14 protein-coding genes and 1 tRNA gene are annotated in these 16,068 nt (G+C 49.2%); 8 read left to right on the plus strand and 7 right to left on the minus strand.

Annotated elements, in window-relative coordinates; translation table 11 throughout:
* Positions 1-267 precede the first annotated feature (267 nt).
* The 3 genes from BZJ18_RS00515 to BZJ18_RS00525 all read left to right on the plus strand — a co-directional run bounded on the left by BZJ18_RS00515 (position 268) and on the right by BZJ18_RS00525 (position 3,489).
* The gene (locus tag BZJ18_RS00515) at positions 268-1,212 is read left to right on the plus strand and encodes a chemotaxis protein CheV (protein WP_077454907.1); all 945 of its coding nucleotides are present in this window, start codon (positions 268-270) and stop codon (positions 1,210-1,212) included.
* A gap of 125 nt (positions 1,213-1,337) precedes the next feature.
* On the plus strand, positions 1,338-1,829 hold the full coding sequence (locus tag BZJ18_RS00520) for a SixA phosphatase family protein (RefSeq protein WP_069586632.1): 492 nt from the start codon (positions 1,338-1,340) through the stop codon (positions 1,827-1,829).
* Between the two features lie 301 nt (positions 1,830-2,130).
* Positions 2,131-3,489 (plus strand): hypothetical protein, encoded by a 1,359-nt coding sequence (locus BZJ18_RS00525; RefSeq protein WP_077454908.1) that lies wholly within the window; start codon positions 2,131-2,133, stop codon positions 3,487-3,489.
* Here the strand turns inward: BZJ18_RS00525 and BZJ18_RS00530 are convergent.
* Both BZJ18_RS00530 and BZJ18_RS00535 read right to left on the minus strand, forming a co-directional pair.
* Positions 3,486-5,411 carry a putative bifunctional diguanylate cyclase/phosphodiesterase gene (locus BZJ18_RS00530; protein WP_077454909.1) on the minus strand — a complete coding sequence of 642 codons (1,926 nt, stop codon included), beginning with the start codon at positions 5,409-5,411 and terminating at the stop codon, positions 3,486-3,488. The two genes, BZJ18_RS00525 and BZJ18_RS00530, sit on opposite strands and share 4 nt — an antisense overlap.
* 15 nt (positions 5,412-5,426) lie before the next feature.
* A complete protein-coding gene (locus tag BZJ18_RS00535; protein ID WP_077454986.1) occupies positions 5,427-5,858 on the minus strand; it encodes an oxidoreductase in 432 nt (143 codons plus the stop codon).
* Positions 5,859-6,178: 320 nt separating this feature from the next.
* On the opposite strand from BZJ18_RS00535, the gene BZJ18_RS00540 reads away from it, so the two are divergent.
* Together BZJ18_RS00540 and BZJ18_RS00545 are read left to right on the plus strand one after the other, a co-directional pair.
* Positions 6,179-7,339 carry a trans-sulfuration enzyme family protein gene (locus BZJ18_RS00540; RefSeq protein ID WP_077454910.1) on the plus strand — a complete coding sequence of 387 codons (1,161 nt, stop codon included), beginning with the start codon at positions 6,179-6,181 and terminating at the stop codon, positions 7,337-7,339.
* Positions 7,336-8,751, plus strand: a complete 1,416-nt coding sequence (locus BZJ18_RS00545; protein WP_077454911.1) for a Na+/H+ antiporter NhaC family protein — start codon at positions 7,336-7,338, stop codon at positions 8,749-8,751. The genes BZJ18_RS00540 and BZJ18_RS00545 overlap by 4 nt, the downstream gene beginning before the upstream one ends.
* Positions 8,752-8,918: 167 nt before the next feature.
* Here the strand turns inward: BZJ18_RS00545 and BZJ18_RS00550 are convergent, their stop codons facing one another.
* On the minus strand, positions 8,919-9,296 hold the full coding sequence (locus BZJ18_RS00550) for a glutaredoxin family protein (protein WP_077454912.1): 378 nt from the start codon (positions 9,294-9,296) through the stop codon (positions 8,919-8,921).
* A gap of 191 nt (positions 9,297-9,487) precedes the next feature.
* Between BZJ18_RS00550 and BZJ18_RS00555 the strand changes: the two genes are divergently transcribed.
* The gene (locus BZJ18_RS00555) at positions 9,488-10,327 is read left to right on the plus strand and encodes an isopenicillin N synthase family dioxygenase (RefSeq protein WP_077454913.1); all 840 of its coding nucleotides are present in this window, start codon (positions 9,488-9,490) and stop codon (positions 10,325-10,327) included.
* A 67-nt stretch (positions 10,328-10,394) separates the two neighbouring features.
* Here BZJ18_RS00555 and BZJ18_RS00560 read toward each other — a convergent pair whose 3' ends face one another.
* Entirely contained in the window at positions 10,395-11,408 is a 1,014-nt protein-coding gene (locus tag BZJ18_RS00560; protein ID WP_077454914.1) for a glycine betaine ABC transporter substrate-binding protein, read from the minus strand.
* Between the two features lie 232 nt (positions 11,409-11,640).
* On the opposite strand from BZJ18_RS00560, the gene BZJ18_RS00565 reads away from it, so the two are divergent.
* Complete coding sequence (locus BZJ18_RS00565) at positions 11,641-12,393, plus strand: PilZ domain-containing protein (RefSeq protein WP_077454915.1); 753 nt, start codon at positions 11,641-11,643, stop codon at positions 12,391-12,393.
* 5 nt (positions 12,394-12,398) lie between these two features.
* Here the strand turns inward: BZJ18_RS00565 and BZJ18_RS00570 are convergent, their stop codons facing one another.
* The 3 genes from BZJ18_RS00570 to BZJ18_RS00580 form a co-directional block, all read right to left on the minus strand.
* Complete coding sequence (locus BZJ18_RS00570) at positions 12,399-13,520, minus strand: PQQ-dependent sugar dehydrogenase (protein WP_077454916.1); 1,122 nt, start codon at positions 13,518-13,520, stop codon at positions 12,399-12,401.
* A gap of 14 nt (positions 13,521-13,534) precedes the next feature.
* A complete protein-coding gene (locus BZJ18_RS00575) occupies positions 13,535-13,774 on the minus strand; it encodes a YdcH family protein (RefSeq protein WP_069586641.1) in 240 nt (79 codons plus the stop codon).
* 64 nt (positions 13,775-13,838) lie between these two features.
* On the minus strand, positions 13,839-15,752 hold the full coding sequence (locus BZJ18_RS00580) for an alkaline phosphatase family protein (protein ID WP_443216491.1): 1,914 nt from the start codon (positions 15,750-15,752) through the stop codon (positions 13,839-13,841).
* 236 nt (positions 15,753-15,988) lie between these two features.
* Here BZJ18_RS00580 and BZJ18_RS00585 point away from each other — a divergent pair.
* Positions 15,989-16,061: transfer RNA gene (locus BZJ18_RS00585), tRNA-Asn, on the plus strand.
* The last annotated feature ends 7 nt before the right edge of the window (positions 16,062-16,068 follow it).

Genomic DNA, 16,068 nt, shown 5'->3' on the forward strand with positions numbered 1-16,068 from the left:
TTATTGATAGTGTGAATTAAATGCGCGATTTCGCACGCTTTCCGGTTAGCAGTCATGCTAGGCTAATGGCGCAGAAAACACGAAGACATAGCCATGACGCAGGGCAGTAGGTTGCCTGTCGTCATTTCTTACCTAAAATAAAGGTAATAGCTTTTTTGTCACCGTGTTACATCAATGACAAAAAGTGCATGATTAGGTGCTCGTCCTCGAGCTATCACGCGCATCGGATATACGCTTTTAAGAAGTAAACCAACGGTTGAGCAAACTATGACCAATATTTTAGATTCGGTAGATTCGCGTACGCGGCTGGTGGGGGAGAACCGCCTAGAACTGTTAATGTTTTATCTTGGCACCACGCAACCTTTTGCCATCAATGTTTTTAAAGTGCGTGAGGTCATTAAAGTGCCTCGACTCAACCAAATGCCTGGCTCGCATCCGAATGTGCGTGGCGTGGCGATGATCCGAGGAAAGTCAATCCCAGTGATTGACCTGCGTCAGTCGATTGGTATGGGCTCGATCGGGGTGTCGGACGATTGCAACGTGATCGTCACCGAGTACAACCGGACGATTCAGGCGTTCTTAGTTGGCCAAGTCATCAATATCAAAAACATGGGCTGGGATGAGATTATGGAGCCGCCTAAAGGCACCGGCCGAAATAACTACCTGACCGCGATCACCCGCCAAGACTTTGATGGCCAAACTCGCCTCGTAGAAATTGTTGATGTTGAGAAAATCTTGGCTGAGATTGTCGCGTACGAAATTGGGATATCAGAAGACGTGCTCGATCCTCAACTCACACCTTATATGGCAGGGCAGCGTGTCTTAGTAGTGGATGATTCGTCAACAGCACGCGCACAAGTCAGTGATACCCTGTCTCAGTTTGGTGTCGAATGTATTATGAAAAAAAACGGTGCCGAGGCGCTGCAATTACTTAAAAGTTGGTGTGATGAAGGCAAAAATGTCAGCGATGAGATCCTATTGATGATCACCGACGCTGAGATGCCTGAGATGGATGGCTACAAATTAACGCATGAGGTACGTTCCGATAGCCGAATGAGTAACCTTTACATCGCACTTAACACCTCATTGAGTGGTAGTTTCAACGAGGCCATGGTTGAAAAAGTCGGTTGTAATCAGTTTATCTCTAAGTTTCAACCTGATTTGCTCGTGAACGTTGTCCAAGAGCGGCTCCGTGAAGTCGTCGCCAGCTAAGGTAACGCGTAACAGCAATGTGCCTTTTGAAGCGAGCCTTGGCTCGCTTTTTTGTTGATTAACGAAGTGGAGTGACGGAGAGAAAGCCCTGTTAACGTGAAAGCCACGTGGTTTAAGGAGGTAGAATGAAATACCTGTTTTTGATGCGACATGCGAAATCCAGTTGGGATGACCCTAGCTTAGACGATCATGACCGGCCTTTGAATCCAAGAGGGTTTCGTCAAGCTCCTTTGATGGCTGAGCGCCTCAATGCTTGGTTATTGCAGCCTCAAACCATTGTAACCAGCTCAGCGCAGCGAGCGAAAGATACCGCGGTATTGGTGGCGCAGACCCTTAATGACAAGCCACCTATCCTCGTCGACACCGCCTTATATACCGAGCACAGTGGTGCGATTACTGCCGTAGCGAAACAGTTGGATGATCGTCATCAAACCGCGATGATCATTGGTCATAATCCTGCGTTGAACCTTTATCTCCAACAGGTGGGCATGTACAAAGAGAATTTACCCACGTCTGGAATAGCCGTGGTGACGTTTGAGACGACATCGTGGCAAGCGATCAACGAGGTGGATGCGCAGCTGATTTACCTTGATTGGCCAAAGCGTCAAGTGAGTTAAGTCATAATAGGCACTATATCTAGTTGAAGAAAAACTACATTTAGATGAGAGGGGAAAAAGTTATCTACTAAAACTGTGGATAACCCCGTTAATTTCTTTGTTACCTTTCTTCTGAGCCCTGTACTCATCAGGGATGAGCAGGAAAAACAAAAAAGTGGCGATAAATTAACCATCAATAACGTGTCATATATTTGTCATTATGATGACGCAATCGACCGATGATGTGGAATAATAGTGCCGCCTTGAGGCAGCCCTTGCACACTGTCGCATCAGCATTCCATTGAGTAGTAGGAGAGTAGGATTGATCACGGTAGATAAACATGAAGGCTTATCGGTTCGCGTTGCCATTCTGAACGAGGAAATCAGTGCACAAGAAGTCGACTTCTACTTGTTTGTCCCCGGAGAGCTGAAGTTTGGTAAGCATGTCCTGAACGAAGATGAATTCTACCACCGCGTGCTGTCGAATAGCCGCACCTATTTTACCTCTCGCTACCACTTACCTTTGGTGCACTCTCGTTTAGCTAGCCGAGAGAAATTACCCACCGAGCAATATCGGGTCAGCCTGAGTTTGTATGCTTATCAGTACGCGCTCTCGTTAGAGAAAGCGACGCACGACTTTTTTGAGTCGGTCTCAGGGTTGGAAGACGAAGAAGCACTCGAGCAACTAGAAGATACCATCGAAATGGCGGTGGAAATCTTGCGCCGTTTGCGCCGGTACCAGCCGCAAGATACTAAGCTAGTGAAGTATTACAACAATATTGATAATTATCTGTCATGGCTGACCGAGCAACGATTTTTATCGCTTCTAGCGCATATGCCACGCGGCTCGGTGTATAAAACCATCCGCCAACAACTGGTGGAGCTTTGTGAAGCGGAAGAAGCCCATCGTTTGGTCAATCGCTACAATTCCGACAAAGCTATCGGCGATCCGACCCGTATGGTTAACAAAATGCGCCTGTTACGTCGTTTGATTGAATTTCCTGTCACCATTCGCCAAAAACCGGAAGCCTTGGGTAAGAACCTCAACAAACTCGCGAAAGCCTCGGCGACAGCGTTTGTGATGCTGTTTGTCACGACTGTGATTGTGCAGGCGCGGCAGTATTTGGGTGAGATTACCTTGTCGTTTGTCTTGGCGATGGCTGGGATCTATGCGTTGCGTGAAATTTTTAAAGATGATTTGCGTGACGCGCTGTGGCGATGGATTCGTAAAGGACGGCCCAAATGGCGCAAACGCTTTATTGACCCCACCTCGAATAGACAGATTGGTCGGCAGTTGGAGTGGCTCGATTACATCGACTTTACCGCGCTGCCCGATGAAGTCAAAAAGCTGCGTCGTGGTAAGTTGCGTCAGCAAGAAGAGGCCGTGGTGCGTCTAAAGGTCAAAACCCAGCTAGAGACTACTCGCTTTTTGTCAGGCTATGACACGACTCGAGATGTTTGGAAGCTCGATTTTCGTTCTTTCTCACGTTTAATGGATCGCGGAAGTCAGCGTTTGTATCGTCTAAACGATGGACAGGTTTTAAAAGACTCGGTTGAAAAGCGCCACCAATTCAATTTGGTGAGCTGTCAAAAGATCAAAGACCAGCCCACGGTATATCAGCGTTGGAAAATCACGGTAAACCGTTCGAAGGTGGTCGATATTGAAGAAATCCTCGACTAATTTTTCAATGAAAACGTATTTTGCCTGCTGAGGTAGTCGATACAAAAAGCATAAAAATCCATAGCACTGAGTGGCTTAGAAAAGTAATAGCCTTGAAACTCATCGACCCCCATTTGCTGTAAACTGAGCAACTGTTCTTGCGTTTCCACCCCTTCGGCAACCACGCAGATCCCGAGCTGATGTGACATATAACAAATGGTATCGACCAGTATTTGCTGACGAGAAACGGTGGCCATATGCTCGACAAAGCTACGATCTATTTTCACTTTGTCAAAGCTCAAGTGATTCAGCACCGCCATTGAGGACCATCCGGTGCCAAAATCATCCAAGGCAAGTTTAACGTCAATGTCTCGCAACTGGTTCATGAGTAGGCTAAATCGACCAATATCATCAATGGTCATGGTTTCGGTGATTTCAAACACCAACCGTTTACGTTGCTCAGGGTGATGCATAAAAATATTCACAACGTCTGAGAGCAAGGCCTCACTAAAGAAAGAATCAGACAAATTGATCGCGATATCGATATGCTGATTGATGGTTTGCCACTCGGTATTCATCGCCGCATAAACTTGGCGTAGGATCCAAGTACCAAGCCGCTGTCCAAGACCGGCTTCTTCCGCTACATCGATTAATAACTGCGGACGGACTTGGCCAAAGGTTGGATGTTGCCAGCGAATTAATGCTTCACAGCTCAGTTTGTTAGGCTCTGACGATATAATCGGCTGATAGACAAGAGACAATTCATCCTGACTTTCATCCAGCAGCAGGGCATTTAAGTCATCCTTTAATTGTCGGCGTTCACGGGCATCGGCCTCGAACTTAGGCTTAAAGACCACGATACTGTCTTTTGAGGGAGAAGCATTTTTGGCCTTGAGCAAGGCCAGATCGGCATTATTCAATAGGGTATTCGCAAAGACCTCCGGATCTTTATGAAGTGCTGCATCAAGATCTGTGCTTTTGGCAATCCCAAGCGCGACGGTAAGTTGAATATCAGGATAGATATCGTCGAGGGCGTGGCGCAATGTATCGCGCAGTGGTTGGGTGAAAAAGCTTAAATAATGGCCATCGGCCGTGGTTAAAACTGCAAATCGGTTGCCGCTTAAACGCGCGCAAGTATAGCCATAAGGTGAGCAGATACTATTAAGCTTTTGCCCGATTTTAGCGAGTGCTTGGTCCCCTTGCGCATACCCCACCAAGTCATTAATGTCTTTAAAGCGGCGAATATCGATGACAAGTAAGGTGTGTATGACATGTTTGCTCGCAGCTTTTTGTAACGCATACAATAAATAATTCCGATTTGGAAGCTGTGTGATGCTGTCCATCCATGCCATTTTCTGTTGCGTGAGGCTGTCTCTAAACATGCGCCAAGAAAAGTATCCAAGTAGGACAAGGATCAGTCCAACGGTGAGGTAGATATGTTTTAGTTGGTTAGCAAGGTATTCGCGCTGTTTGATAGCGGCAGKGCCGGTTAAATTGTTGATCATTAAATCACGCAGCGCAGGGAGTAGGGTGTCCATTTCGCCAAGCAACAGTTGTAAGCGTGGCCTCTGACCTTCTAATACCGCTTGTTCATAACGTCTGATGGTTTGAAATGCACGTTTGACCAGAGGAGTGGCACTAAAGGCTTGTCTCAACTTCTCTGTCTCGCTGCTTCGTAAAAAGGTGTCGTAGCGACTCCAGAGAATGTCGTACTTTAAAATGAGTGCACTGCGGTCTTGACGTTGAGTGTGGAGATACAAGGCGAGCTCATGGCGAAACTCTAGGGTTTCTAATTCCATTTGGGCCAATGCCCATGCTGACAGCTGGGTACGCACGGCATGGCGAGAGTAGCTTTGATTGAACTGATAAAGCGTTACGACCGCAAAAATTAGGATCGAAAAGACAAAGATAATAAACCACGTGACCGGGCGCTTAAGCATCATAAGTGTATTGCACCGCTACTCATCCATCACCTCCACACGGTTCGCTTGCCACACCATCCGACTGTGTATTATTTCGTTATCCATTAACTGATTCTCCGATAATGGATAGATGACCCATATCGGCCCTTTATCGCGAACACGCATCCACTGACCATTCTTTTTTATCGCAAATATGGGGTTATACCGCTCAATATCCTCAACCGTAATGTAAGCCCAATAATCATTTAGCGCATAAACTTTGAGTGTTCTGGGCGGAATATCGAGTTGAGCGAGTAACTTTTGCGCTGATACGCCTAAAAATCGCTGTTGGCCATCGGTCCATGGCGTGGCTGTTTCAATAGTACGATCTGCCATCGCGACGAGTTGTTCGCGCGTAAAAGCCTCTGTTCCTTCTTTGCTGATAATCGTCAGCATCGGACTGGCCATGACTGTGCGACTGGCTGTCATTGCGATCACCCAACCAACCAGCAATATCCATTGCAAGTAGTGGCCGTACTGTGCTCGGCCAATTGTGGTGCAGTGTGTCATGATATGCGCCTCCCAAGAGCTTCCTCTTAAACGTAGTTGTACGCACTGGCTTACTCAAGTGTGGGCGCGGAGGAGGTATCCAGTCGCTTGGTCAAAGTAACTTGTTTTCATAAGCTAGAAGATAATTCTATTTATTAACCATTACATTCATACAATATCATGTCAGTTTGTTTATAAGTCGTCATAGTGGCTAAAATAAAAACAATTATTAAACCAATATTCTTTTAGTGAGTGAAAGTATGAAACAACCCCACTTTTCCACGTTAGCTGTCCACGGTGGTGATCAAACGGATAAAGGGCACAATGCGGCTTTCCCGCCGATTTACACAGCCAGCAGTTTCATTCAATCTGACCTTAGCCATCAGGCCGATTTTGGTTACTCGCGGGTTGCGAATCCAACCCGTTCGGCTTATGAGAGTGCATTGGCAGCACTCGAGCAAGGTTGTTATGCGACCGCGACGGCCTCGGGGATGGCAGCGACAGCCTTGGCCTTAGAACTGCTGCCGGCAGGCGCGCACATTATTGCGATGCGCGGTGTGTATGGGGGGACGCATCGCTTGTTCGACAAACTCCGCGCCACCAATAATGGGCTCAGTGTCGATTATGTTGATCTCAACGATTTGAATGCCGTGGCAGCCGCGGTCAAGCCGAACACGGCGATGATCTGGGTTGAAACCCCAACCAACCCCTTGTTGGAACTTGTCGATATTACCGCTATTTGCCAGTTTGCCCGCGAGCATGCGTTATTAACCTGTGTGGATAACACCTTTGCGACTGCGTGGAACCAAACGCCGTTGCGTTTAGGGGCGGATATTGTGATGTTGTCGACCAGCAAATACATTGGTGGGCATTCTGATATGATTGGCGGCGCGCTGGTCACCGCTGATGAAGCGTTGGCGAAAAAAATCGATTTTGCGAAAACCACGGTCGGCGCGATTGCCTCGCCATTTGATGCCTATCTCGCGTTACGCGGATTAAAAACGCTCGATCTGCGTATGCAGCGCCAATGCGATAATGCGCTAAACGTCGCGACTGCGCTGGAAAACCACCCTGCCATTGAAGCGGTTTTCTATCCGGGCTTACCGTCACACCCGCAACATGCGCTTTGTCAAACGCAAATGCGCTCAGGGGGAGCAGTGGTTACCATTCAGCTAAAAGGTACGCGGGTGGAAAGCGAGCGATTTTTAAGCCGCTTACGCTACTTCATCTTGGCGGAATCGCTCGGTGGTGTGGAGAGCATGATCAACCATTCAGCCTCCATGTCTCACGGCTCCATGAGTGAAGAGGAACGCGAGGCGATGGGGGTTTTCGATACCACCTTCCGGCTTTCAGTCGGCATTGAAGATAGCCGTGACTTAATTGATGATCTTCTGCACGCACTCGATCAGGAGGCGTCATGACCGATTATGGCGTCTGGACGGTGGTGACGCCACTGGTGACTATTGTGCTTGCTGTGGTCACGCGTCAGGTGATTCTGTCGCTACTAGCAGGGGCGATGGTGGGTTATACCGTGATCGCCAATTTCAATCCATTCGCAGGCGTGGCGAAGGCACTGGATAGTTACATTGGTGTGTTTGCCAGCGCGGGGAACACGCGCACCATTTTGTTCTGCTTTATGGTGGGCGGCTTAATACGTCTTATCCAAGTCACAGGCGGCACGCGGGCCGTGATTCATGCGCTCACCGAGCGTGCTCAATTGGTCAAAAATCCGATTACGGTGCAGTTGCTCGCGATGGTCACCACCATGCTGATTTTTATTGAAAGCTCAATTTCCATTATGTCAGCGGGGACGGTGAGTCGTGATTTAGCCGATCACTATCGCGTTTCTCGAGAGAAGCTCGCCTATGTGATCCAGTCATCCTGCGTTGCGACTTGCTCCAGTGTGATGATCAATGGTTGGGGCGCCGCGATGATGGCGATTATCGGCGTGCAAGTCAGCAAAGGGTATGTTGAAGGCGAGCCCTTCACCATTCTATTGCACGCCATCCCTTACAACTTAATGGCATGGCTCTCCTTGCTGGCGGTGCTTTTTTATGTGCTCACTGGGGCGAGTTGGGGGCCAATGGCGAAAGCTGACCAACGTGCGGCAGCTGGACAAGTCCTGCGTGAGGGCGCCTTTCCTATTGCTGGCGATCATCAGCGCGATGATGAGCCGCTAGGCAAAGTGAGCTATTTTGTTCTGCCGTTACTGAGCACCATTTTAATGGTGCCGGTGGGCCTGTTTATCACGGGTAATAGCGATATTGCCTCAGGATCGGGCTCGACCGCTGTTTTTTGGGCGGTGATGGCAGGGACTGCGGTCGCGATGGCTTTCTTTATCGGCACGCGTGTCTTGTCGTTAGATGCTTTTTTCCGCCACCTGTTAGCCGGATACGCGAATATGATGCCTCTGGGGGCAATTATGTCGCTGGCATTTTTAATGGGGGATTTATCGGCAGACTTACATACGGGACACTACATCACTCAGGTGATTGATGGCATTCTACCTGCAGGATTATCAGCCGCTTTTGTCTTTGTGATTGCCGCCATTATGTCATTGGCGACTGGGACCTCGTGGGGCACGTTTGCAATCATGATCCCGATTGGTATTCAGATTGGTGCAGCGACAGGCATTGACCCGCATTTGATGATTGGCGCATCGATATCTGGGGCCATTTTTGGCGATATGACGTCACCAATCAGTGATACAGGCATTGTCGCGTCGATGGCGACGGGTAACGATCACGTCGACCATATCCGTACGCAATTCCCTTATGTCTTTGCGGTGGGGGGAGTGACCGCGGTCTTGTTTGCGATATTGGGAAGCGCTTAAGCGCACACTCGGTTAGAAAAAGAAACTGTCCTTGCGAGTCAGCAAGGACAATTTGTTAATGCCCAAGTCCATGGAGTCAGTCTTTGCGGGCAAAAGGGGCAAGCGAAGGTTGATCTCGTTGTCTAATAAAATGTAGACGCCGAGCCTTATCTTGTCTAATTAATCATTCAATCAGTTTGTGTAATCGGAGTCGTGGCTTGGTTGAGATACGCAATAATATCATCTGACTCATACATCCATTGCACTTCGTCGCCCTGTTGAATACGTAAACAGGGAACTTTAATTTTTCCGCCTCCCTGTTCCAGCTCACGTCGGGCGGCCATATCGCGCTTAGCGTCTTTGGCCGCTAGTGGCAGTCCGAGTTTTCGGCTTGCTTGACGAACTTTGACGCAAAATGGACATGCTTGAAATTGATATAAGGTCACTTGCTTTGAAAACGCGACCATAGCTTGGTGCTGATCTGCGTTCAGCTTTGGTGGCTTAGGCTTAGTGAGCGCTTCAACAACGAGAATGATCCGGCCAAGGATCCAACGAATAACACCCATTTTCACTCCCTGTGTGTATCAAAGAGCAGAGTTTAACACGACAGCGCACGTGACCCTATAGCAGGGTTTGTTTCTAAATGGTGACAATGTGTTTCTGATGTGAAACACAGTGGCGTTGTATGGCGCCTTTTGGCTGGTAAACTAACCATCCTGCAACCTCACGATAATAAGCAAACGATTACAGGCACCCTATGACACTGCAAGCCATTGACTTTCAAGCGCCTAATGCGGAGCAAGCCTTTGTTGAATCCTTACGCGAAACGGGATTTGGCGTGCTTAAAAACCACCCACTACAACAGCAGCTCGTGGCTGATATTTACAACCAATGGGAAGGTTTTTTTAACACCGAGGAAAAACATGCGTTTACCTTTAAGCCCGATACCCAAGATGGTTTTTTCCCCGCTAAAATTGCGGAAACGGCGAAAGGCCACACGAAGCGCGATTTAAAGGAATTTTTTCACTACTACCCTTGGGGGCAGTGTCCTTCGGCCTTCCGTGACAACCTGCAATCTTACTATCAACAAGCGACCAGCTTGGCTGAGACCTTGTTGTCATGGGTTGAGCGTCAGTCACCGGACAGCGTCAGTGAGCACTACTCACAATCACTTTCTAGCATGATTGCAGGGAGTGAGCAGACATTGTTACGCGTATTACATTACCCGCCGTTAAAAGGCGATGAAGAGCTAGGCGCTATCCGTGCCGCCGCCCACGAAGATATTAACCTGTTGACCATCCTGCCTGCAGCGAATGAGCCGGGCTTGCAAGTGAAAGCGAAAGACGGGCGTTGGTTAGATGTGCCGTGTGACTTCGGTAACTTAATTGTCAATATTGGCGATATGCTACAAGAAGCATCGGGCGGCTACTTCCCCTCAACCACCCATCGCGTGATTAATCCTGAAGGCGCAGATAAAACCAAAGCACGGATCTCGTTACCGCTGTTTTTGCATCCGAAACCAGATGTGGTGCTGTCTTCTCGCTATACGGCGAAAAGTTATCTGACTGAGCGTTTACGTGAATTAGGTGTTCTGTAAGCGAAAAGAAAAGCCGAGGTGATATGCCCCTCGGCTTTTTATTTAGACCCGTTTCGCGTATTGCAAGTTAAGCGTCATCCCCTAAGGCCTCTTCGATGCGCTCGGCGGCCTCTTCACTGACCCATTGGTGCCAAAGGTCGCGATAGCGGCGTAAGAACTCATCGGCAGCGATCTCGCCATCAGCTTGATAATCATCCATCCAAGCGAGCATCTCGCTCATGACGCTATTATCGTATTCACGTTGCTGAACGTAGCGAAAGGCGACCGGCGATTGTTCCGCAAATGACGCTGTTGTGAGTGTGTGCACGGGAGAGGTGGGAAATGCAGTGACTTTTGGGGTCTGGCATTCCGCTTGAGTGATACAATTTTTATAGTGCTCAAGATCAACTGCTGCGCCAAGGTCCACTTCGACCATTTCATATTTGCCCATCACCGGCGTCGGTGCCCAGTAATAACCAAACCACGCGTCACGACGATCATTGGCTCGAGCAATGGTTCCAGCCAGGCCAGCGGCAGAGCCGGGATCGATCATCTCAAAACCGGCTTCACCCAGTTGAAGTGCATCAAAAAGGTGCTTGGCAGAAATTTGGCAAGTCCATCCGGCGGGGCAGCCCATAAACGCCGCTTTGTCGGGGTCTTCGGGGTGTGGAAATAATTCTGGATGTGACTTAATACCTTCAATGGTAGCAAGCTCTGGATGTTGGTCCACCATGTATTTTGGCACCCAAAAGCCTTCATTTCCGCCTTGGCTAAATGCATTGCCGGCGTATTTGAGTCGCCCATCAGTCACCCCTTTATCGAGCATTGCTTTATGCGAGTTGGTCCAGAACTCAGGCGCAATGTCCGGCTCACCCTTTTCTGTCATCGATACGCCTGTTGGCATGGTGTCACCGGGGACCAAACGCACGTCGCAGCCATAGCCGTTAGCGAGGATAAATTGATCAACATGTGCCATCAGGGTGGCTGAATTCCAATTCATATCCGCAATCGTGACATCGCCGCAGGCTGGCTCATCGGCGTGAGCACTTGGCGTCGAGATAAATAATGGAGAAAGTAGGAGCGCACAGAGTAGGGGTCGCATAGATCGTCCTTGAAAGTCGCTAGTGTTAGGTCAAAAACAAAACGTACCATGCGTCTGATACAAGGTCTATACTGGTTGAAGCGCAAGGTGCTGAATCACAATCTAAAAACACATTTTTTGATCATTAGGTTAATATCGCTCGTTATAAACGCTATTGGTACGCCTCCGTATAGCTGTTGTGCGCGTTGCCGTTGCACCTTTGCTTTGATGACTGATTGTCGAGGAACCATACATGCCACGCCAAGAACAGCTCAACGCCATTGAACAACAAGATGATGTAATCGCCCTGTCGGGATCGCAAGCGGCTTTAAAGCTGGGAAGCGCAGCCCTAGTGCGTATGCATGTGCACACGCCGATGAAAGGGTTATTTCGCTTTAATGCCATTATGCTTGGTACAGACGGAAAACGTTATTGCTACACCCAAATCCCGTCTCTATCTGCGCAGCAAAAAGGGCAATATTTAAACCCAGGCTTTCAAGTGCGATTGCATGGTGTGGCCGCAGATGGGTCGCTAGTCCGATTCAGTGGCAAGGTGCAAGGCGTGCTCGAGAGCCACTGCAGTATTGTGTGCATTGAGCTTCTTCGTGAAGGCGCGACAGCCACGCCGTTGCGACAAGACAAGCGCTTTCCAGTGGCGTTATCAGCGACGCTTGCCACAGAGGGAATGAGCAAGATTGAGGTGGAGATACGCGATTTGTCGGTTGGCGGATGTTTATTTGCTTACCGTTCAATGGGCGCCAAATTAGCTCCAGAAAAAAAAGCGACGCTAAGCCTAAACCATTTAGCGCCGAATCAAGATCTCACGCTTAACGGTTCGATTCTCTCACATCGATTACTCGGCGATGATTATTTGTGTGGCTTTCAATTTGATGACCGCAGCAAGGCACACAGTACGTGGTTAATCACCAACCTTGCCTTCGATGGCACCTATTACCGATTAGCGGTGACCAATAATAAAGGTGAAACGTCTCTGAATTGGTCTTAATCTTCTTACATGCTCGGGGTCATTTTCAGTAAGCTGCCGTTTCGTTTATCTGTGAGAAGCAAAATGCTGCCATCATTGGCTTGAATGACGTCGCGGATACGCCCGAACTGACCATCAAATAGCCGCTCTTCGCTCACCACGTTACCGTCTTCGAGGGTTAGGCGCACCAACAGACCAAATTTTAATGATCCAAGCAGTAGGTTGCCTTGCCACATCGGGAAGCGATCACTGTCCACCATGATCATGCCTGACGGTGCAATTGACGGATCCCAATAATAGACAGGTTGCTGCATACCTTCTTTCGCGGTGCCTTCACCAATTTGTGTGCCCAATCCGTAATTCACCCCATAAGTGATGATTGGCCAGCCATAGTTAACCCCTTTTTCGATGATATTGAGTTCATCGCCACCTTGAGGGCCGTGTTCATGCGCCCAGACAGTGCTGCCATTATTATCGAGTGTGATACCTTGCACATTACGATGACCGTAACTAAAAATCTCGGGCTTTTTTGCATCGTGAGCAGAGAACGGATTGTCGACCGGCAAACTGCCATCGAGGTTTAACCGCACTAAACTCCCCAAATGATCGGTAATAAACTGGGCGCGGTCACGGTGGCCGCGGTCGCCCAGCGTGATGTAAAGGTGCTCTTGGGTCACCAATAGGCGACTGCCAAAGTGACGGGTTCCGCCGCGTTTGGGTAATGCAGTAAAAATGACCTTGCTATTAATGAGAACATCATGTGACAGCGTTGCTTTGAGCACTTCTGTCCCCGCTTGGCCGCGTTCATCTTCTGCAGCATAAGAAAGGTATAGGGTACCGGTCGCGGGGAAGTCAGGCGCTAACGCAATATCAAATAGCCCTCCTTGCCCCTGCTGATAGACGCCTTTGGGTACTCCTAATATGTTCACCGTTAGCCCATTAGGCGTTAGGCGTTTTAAGGTGCCGTTCCGTTCAGTGATCAGGATATCGCCATTAGGTAGCTCGGCCATCCCCCATGGGTGGTCGAAGCCACTTTTCACTTCCTCGACATTCACAGTGACCGTCTCCGTCTCGATAGTCACCCCGTGCGCGCTCAACGGCGTGCACAATACGAACATCAACAAAAAAGTCGACGATATCCGGTGCATGACGACCTCCTTGATCAGTGGACGCTGAGTTTACGATAGAGGCGATCTTTAAGGTGTGCACGTTGCTTTTTCATCGCGGTAAAAATGTCGTCGCTGGTTGGGATCTGCTTCATTTCTAGACCACGAATATGATGATCGAGCTGATGATAACGCTTGGCATCAAGTTGGAAGTCAGGATCGTTCGCCTTCAAATCATGAATGCGTTCACGGTACTCTGGGAACTCAAAGATAAGCGCATGATTTTCGCCTTGCATAAACACCTCCTTCTCACCTTGTGATGCTATTAAGGCTAGGCGCGCTTTGCCGATCTCTCCAGTTTCAGTCTGCTTGATTCGGGTCGAGTGGCGGGATGCTGGGCTCGACGGCTTTCGCCGCTTTTTTATCGGGGAAATGGATGGTTTTTCCGTCAGCTGTCAATAAGCTGATGGTATGTGGCGAACCGTCCGGTTGTAAGGTGACCAGCCCGACAGCACTGGCGTTCACCAAGCGCTTAGGGCCTGCGGTGTCGGGATCACGCCTATCAATCCGCATACGCTTTCGCTTGGTTAGCCAATTAAATGGTGAGCGAGGACTGAACAAAATACGATCGCACCATTCACAAATGCTCAGCAGCGGCTCTGGGAAATTGTTTTTAAAGCCGCTCGCGGTAATCTGCCATAAGCGCGGGCTATTGGTACGAAAACGAATACGAATGTCATAGGCAAATGAGTAGTGCACATCACCTGACAAAATCACATAGTTGGTTGGCGTACGCTGGTGGCGGAAAATACTCAGTAAGGTATTAGCACTGCCCGGATGAGCCATCCAGTTCTCAGCATCGACAATGGTAGGTTTGCCGAGCCAAATTGCGATACGTTGTAATACTTCAATAAACTTTACCCCGAACATAGGCGCGGCCGAGACAATGACCGCACTATCATGCTTAAGCAAGTCATGCTGAAAATCCATCAGAGCTTCCCAGTCCATCAAGCCGGATGGGCGGTTCATGCTGGACTCCGATCGCCACCGACGAGTTCGAGTATCGAGTACCACTACACAGGGGGTCGTCGGTACGTTGTAATGCCAATGCTCAAAGCGAAGTAGCGTCTCAATCATTGCGTCGTGCGCACTATCATTCGGGTCATCGCCAGACTGACCAAACTGGCTAGCTGTCGCAAGCGTAATAAACGAGGGATCAAACTGTTTAGGGTCATTTCCCCAGCCTTGGCATAGCCAATAGGCAAACAGGCCGTTGCCAATAATGCGCCGTGAAAAGGGCTGTTGATAGGCTGCTTGCTCCCAGCCTACGGTGATGTTCCAGTCATCGGTGATATCGTGGTCATCAAAAATCATATAGGTGGCGAGATGGGCGAACAGACGCCTGACTTGGGGCAGACCGTGTTGAAAATGAGTCAGGGCTTGTTCTTCACGCTGATACCGTGACTGCTGTTGTGGCGTTAACGTGCGGTTGAGTGCGACTGAGGCTGTATTTGTGATGCGCCACGCTTCTGGCGACCACACCAGTAAATACATGGCGAAATGTTCGGCAAAGCTAATCAGGTGATTGCTGGTTGTCTGAGAGGTGAAGATTGGCAGCGCACGTCCTTTTAACCGCTCGAACAGAGAACCATACCGTGCGCGCTGTGTGGGTAACAATTTTGTCCTGTTGAGGTAGCCATCTGGATGCGTATCGAGTTCTCGGCAATGTGCAATCGGTGCGGCGTCAAAGTATTCATTTTTGAGCTCCAGCCGAGTAATCAAGGCTCTGATCCGCTGCAACATTGGTGTGGCGACATCATCGGCGTAAATCTGATCTCCGCTCATAATGAGTATGTCCGGCCATTGTGACATCTCCTCATTGGCGAGTTTATCGTCGAGTGTGACCAGTGCATCATCACACTGATGGTGCGGGTGCCGACATGAGCCATGCGCTAAATGGTTCGCTTGGGAGGGGATCACAAAGTGCGGTGAACGTTCACCTTCATAGAGTAAATCGGGTATCCATTCAGACAAGGGCTTTTGATCGAGTAAGATGTCGTAACGCAATGGTGCATCGAGCGGAAAGCCGTGCGCACATCGGAGATGAGCCAGCACCACCCACGCATGTTTCCCTGCGCGAAATTGCTGTGCCGAGGAGAGTGGCATCGCGGCAAGGAGGGTCTGATCATCAAAAACGGATAATGTGCCTTCGTCTGGCGGCGTTGATAATACTGCCCATACCACGACTTCATGTTGAGTGGTTCGCCGTAACATGGGGCCAGCAATAAAACGGGGCAGGGAAGAGGCGTCCGGATTCAATGTTCGTTTCCTTTTTCGGTCTGTTTGCCATCTTGGCATTTTTTGGGGGCAGGATGCAAAACGTATGCGATAATCGCWTGTTTTGGCGTCTTTTTAGCCATTTGAACATGAAAAGCGATAAATCACCGTAAAAGGGGTTGCACCCTTTGCTGCAATCGCCTACCATCCTTCTCGTTGTTACGAAACACGTTTCCCCCATAGTTCAGTTGGTAGAACGGCGGACTGTTAATCCGTATGTCACTGGTTCGAGTCCAGTTGGGGGAGCGCAAGG

The sequence above is a fragment of the Salinivibrio sp. IB872 genome (assembly GCF_001995345.1).
GTDB lineage: Bacteria > Pseudomonadota > Gammaproteobacteria > Enterobacterales > Vibrionaceae > Salinivibrio > Salinivibrio proteolyticus.